The sequence below is a fragment of the Variovorax sp. P4_D9 genome, assembly GCF_056401695.1.
This window is the reverse complement of record NZ_JBFUIU010000870.1, coordinates 1-3586: the sequence shown is the minus strand read 5'-3', so window position 1 is coordinate 3586 and position 3586 is coordinate 1. Positions and strand designations below refer to the sequence as shown.

Sequence of the window (3586 nt, the reverse complement as noted above, 5' to 3'; positions counted from 1 at the left end):
CGTGGAAAGCCAGGCTCGCGCCACGCAGACGCTCATGCATGCCGATCAGATCCGTCGCCAGGACCGCAAGGTGAACGACGGCGGCGCTGCCGTGCAGGACTTCTTCACCCTTTTCACCGAGGGAGTCGACCAAACCCGGGGGATCGTGGCGATCGATCCCGATCAGGTGGACCACGCCGTAGTCGGCCTCGTCGCCGCCGCGGTAAAGCCACGCTCCCGGGAATTTGAAGGGCGGCCTGAAGCCTTTCTTGAATCCAAGGACACCCGTGTAGAACTTGAGGGACGCATCCAGCGTCGTCGTACGGACGGAGAAATGCGCCAGCTTGGTGATCCCATGCAGCTTCCCTAGTCTATCAGTTATCAATGGATAAATAATGGACTACTCCGGGCAAAGCTGCAAGATGCGCCTCGCTGCACGGCATCTCGCCGCTCAGCGGTGGCGCTGTGCCCTCAGCACGACAGGAACGCCGGCAATGAAGGCGTCGACACGCATGTCGATCAACCGATCGAGATTCTTCGGCGTCGGCAATTCGTAGACCCACTTGCGCACGCCAATGTAGAAGACGCTGGAGTGCATGGCCCAGATCAACTCGACTTCCTCATCTTCCTCCTGCGCATCGCGCGGTTCGGGGATTTTGTAGCTGTGACGCAACTCGCGGGCGATGACCATGAAGTGGCGCTCGCGCAGGCGGGCCAGGTATTTCTGATTGATGCCGCCTCGACTCAGGCCGGCATAGATGAAGATTCGCACCCACTCGCCCCGAAGAACGAAGCGCGCGTAGTCCTTCAGATAGCGTCGCAGCCGATCCGCGAACGGCACCGACCTGTCCGCCAGCCATTCTTCCCACTCGGGATTCCAGCGGCGGGTGAAAACGTCCTCGTACACCCTGTCGATCAACGCCTCCTTGGTCGGGAAGTAGCGATAGAGCAGCGGCTGGGTGATCCCGAGTTCACGTGCCAGATCGCGCGTGCTGGCGTCGAAGCCCTTGCGGGCAAAAAAAGCCGTGGCCGCCTGGAGAATCTGGTGCTCCCGATCTTCCGGCGCCAGACGCCGGCGCGGAGGCTGGGCGTCCAGGGCAGCGGACACGGAGAGATGGGCTGGAGACTTCTTTTGGGTCATGTGCCGTGGGATTCTGCCAATTTATTGATCATTTGATACCTCATGCAAAGCAGATCAAGGTTATGAAACGGCGAACGGCGGGCTTTGTACGCCAAGACGCCCGTCCAGGAAAAGCCCATGCTGTACCTGGCCCTGGTCGGTTTCACCGCTTGCGAAGCGTTGATGCGACTGCAATGGTCGCAGGTGCTGCCGCCTTGTCCACGGGAGAGGCAAGCCCTGCCCGGAAGGCCCGGCGCACGACCGCGGCACCCAGCCTGGATCAATCGAACACGCGCGGGTCGATCGCCACGAGGGCGCTGTTTCGATCGCGTTCCAGCGTGATCCCGGACATGAAGTCTTCGACGCCACCGCCGGCTGGCAGGTTGTTTGCCTCCTGCAGCCGTGCCCTCACGGTCGGTTCGATCAGCAGGCGGTTGATCTCGGCATTGAGCCGATGCACGATCCGATGTGGTGTGCGCGCTGGCACGAAGATGCCGAACAACGAATCGCGGTTGGCCGGCGCGAAGCCCAGTTCGGCCAAGGTAGGTACCTGGGGCAGTGCAGGCAGCCGAACCGGTGCGCCCACTGCAAGCGCTCGCAGTCGACCGTCGGCAATATGGCGCAGCTGCTGTGCGGCCACGTTGGTCGACAGAACTTCGAACTGCCCGCTCAGCGCATCGTTGAGTTGCGGCCCGCCTCCCTGATACGGAATGTGCGTGATATCCACGCCACTGAGCACGCGCACCTGCACGAGCACCAGGTGGCCCATTGTCGCAACGCCCGAACTGGCCCATCTCACCGCGCCGGGCCGGGCGCGCGCCAGCGTCACCACGTCCTCGAAACGCCGCCCCTCGAAGGCCGGCGTGCCCACCACCAGCACCGGCGTGCGCATCACGCTGACCACCGGCAGCACYGCATGCAACGGGTCGCGGGCCCCATGCGCAATCAAGGGATGAAGCGTCAAGGGACTGATCGCCGAGAAGGCCAAGGTGTGGCCATCGGGTTCGGCACGCGCGAGCGCTTCGATGCCCACACTGCCGCCCGCGCCAGGCCGGTGCTCCACCAGCACCGGTACGCCGAGCGCATGCGCCAGCGGCTCAGCCAGCGCCCGTGCCATGGCATCGCTCACGCCGCCGGGCGGATAGACCAAGATCAGCCGCAGCGGCCGGGTCGGCCACGCGCGCTCGCGCGATGGTGACCTGGACTCGGCGTGGGCGCATGCGAAACCGGCCAGCGCCGCAGCGCCCAGCCCCTGGGTCAAGAGTTCGCGCCGCCGCAGCGTCATGCGACTGAGCGCGCACGCAGAAGCGCGACGAATTGTTGCGCGGGCAGATTGTCCTCGCTCTCGCGCCACACCAGCGTGAGCGGTGCATCCAATGCATCGCAGCCGGCCAGCGGGGCGTAGGTGATCGCGTGCGAGTGCACTCCAGCCATCGAGGCCGGCACCACCGACACGCCCACCCCGGCCGCCACCAGATTGAGGTTGGTCATCATGCGATCCACCTCAGCCACCACGCGCGGCAACAGGCCCTGAGCGTGGCAGAGCGCGAGAAGGTCAGCGTACAGTCCGGGCGCGCCCGGCCGTCGCACCAGGATGATGCTGTCCTCGCACAACTGTGCGAGCGTGAGTGCGCGCAGATGGCGGCGCGAAGCCGGTGTGCGGGCCGCCGAAGTTGCCGCTGACCACGGGTGGTCGGCCGGCAGCGCCGCCACCACCGGTTCGCGCAGCAGGGTATCGAACACCAGGCCGACCGGCCGCACCACGGGCACCCGCAGCAGCGCGGCCTGCAGCCGTCCCGCGGCCAGCGCCTCGGTGAGTTCGGCCGCGTTGGCCTCTCGCAGCTGCAGTTGCACGCACGGATGAGCATGGCGGAAGGCGCGCAGCGCATCTGGCACGAAGCGATGCGCAGCCGCGGAACTGGTGAAGCCCACCCGCAGCACACCGGCCTGTCCTTCAGCGACCCGCTTCATGCGCAAGCGCATGGCCTCCATGTCATCCAGCAGCCGGGTCGCCTCCGCCTGGAACAGCCGCCCCGCGTCAGTGAGCGCGACGCCGCGCGGATGGCGCCGGAACAGCTGCACACCCAACTCGCRCTCCAGCGCCTTGATCTGCTGGCTCAGCGGCGGCTGCTGGATGCCCAGGCACTCGGCGGCACGGGTCATGTGGCCGGTCTCGGCAACGGCCGTGAAATAGCGCAGCGATCTCATGTCCATGGACTTGTCTCCATATTTTTTTCGTATCGAAAGTGCCATTTCATTTTATTTGACGCCAGGTCACCCACGCTCATATCGTCGGCCCCCACCATGAGTCGGYCTCCGAAGGCCGCGTTCTCCGGAGACAAATCCATGCGCTCATCGCTCCTCGTTTGCCGCACAGCCCTCTTCCCACGCGCCAGGCGCGCCGCCGCGGTGCTCTGTCTGACTTCGCTCCTGACCGGTCTGACCGCGTGCGGCGGCGGCAGCGGTAACGGCTTCGCCGCCCTGCCG

The 3586-nt window shown here is 65.6% G+C and carries 4 protein-coding genes; all 4 read right to left on the bottom strand.

Translation table 11 applies throughout. The features are described 5' to 3' along the window. The coding region (locus tag AC1DY5_RS47190; protein WP_478121266.1) for a VOC family protein at positions 1-364 on the bottom strand (364 nt) is incomplete at its 3' end. A 66-nt stretch (positions 365-430) separates the two neighbouring features. Continuing rightward, positions 431-1087: a TetR/AcrR family transcriptional regulator gene (locus AC1DY5_RS47185; protein WP_478121265.1), complete on the bottom strand. Its 657-nt coding sequence runs from the start codon at positions 1085-1087 to the stop codon at positions 431-433. A gap of 292 nt (positions 1088-1379) precedes the next feature. Then, complete coding sequence (locus tag AC1DY5_RS47180; RefSeq protein ID WP_478121264.1) at positions 1380-2384, bottom strand: tripartite tricarboxylate transporter substrate binding protein; 1005 nt, start codon at positions 2382-2384, stop codon at positions 1380-1382. After that, entirely contained in the window at positions 2381-3313 is a 933-nt protein-coding gene (locus AC1DY5_RS47175; RefSeq protein WP_478121263.1) for a LysR substrate-binding domain-containing protein, read from the bottom strand. The genes AC1DY5_RS47180 and AC1DY5_RS47175 overlap by 4 nt, the downstream gene beginning before the upstream one ends. Positions 3314-3586 lie beyond the last annotated feature (273 nt).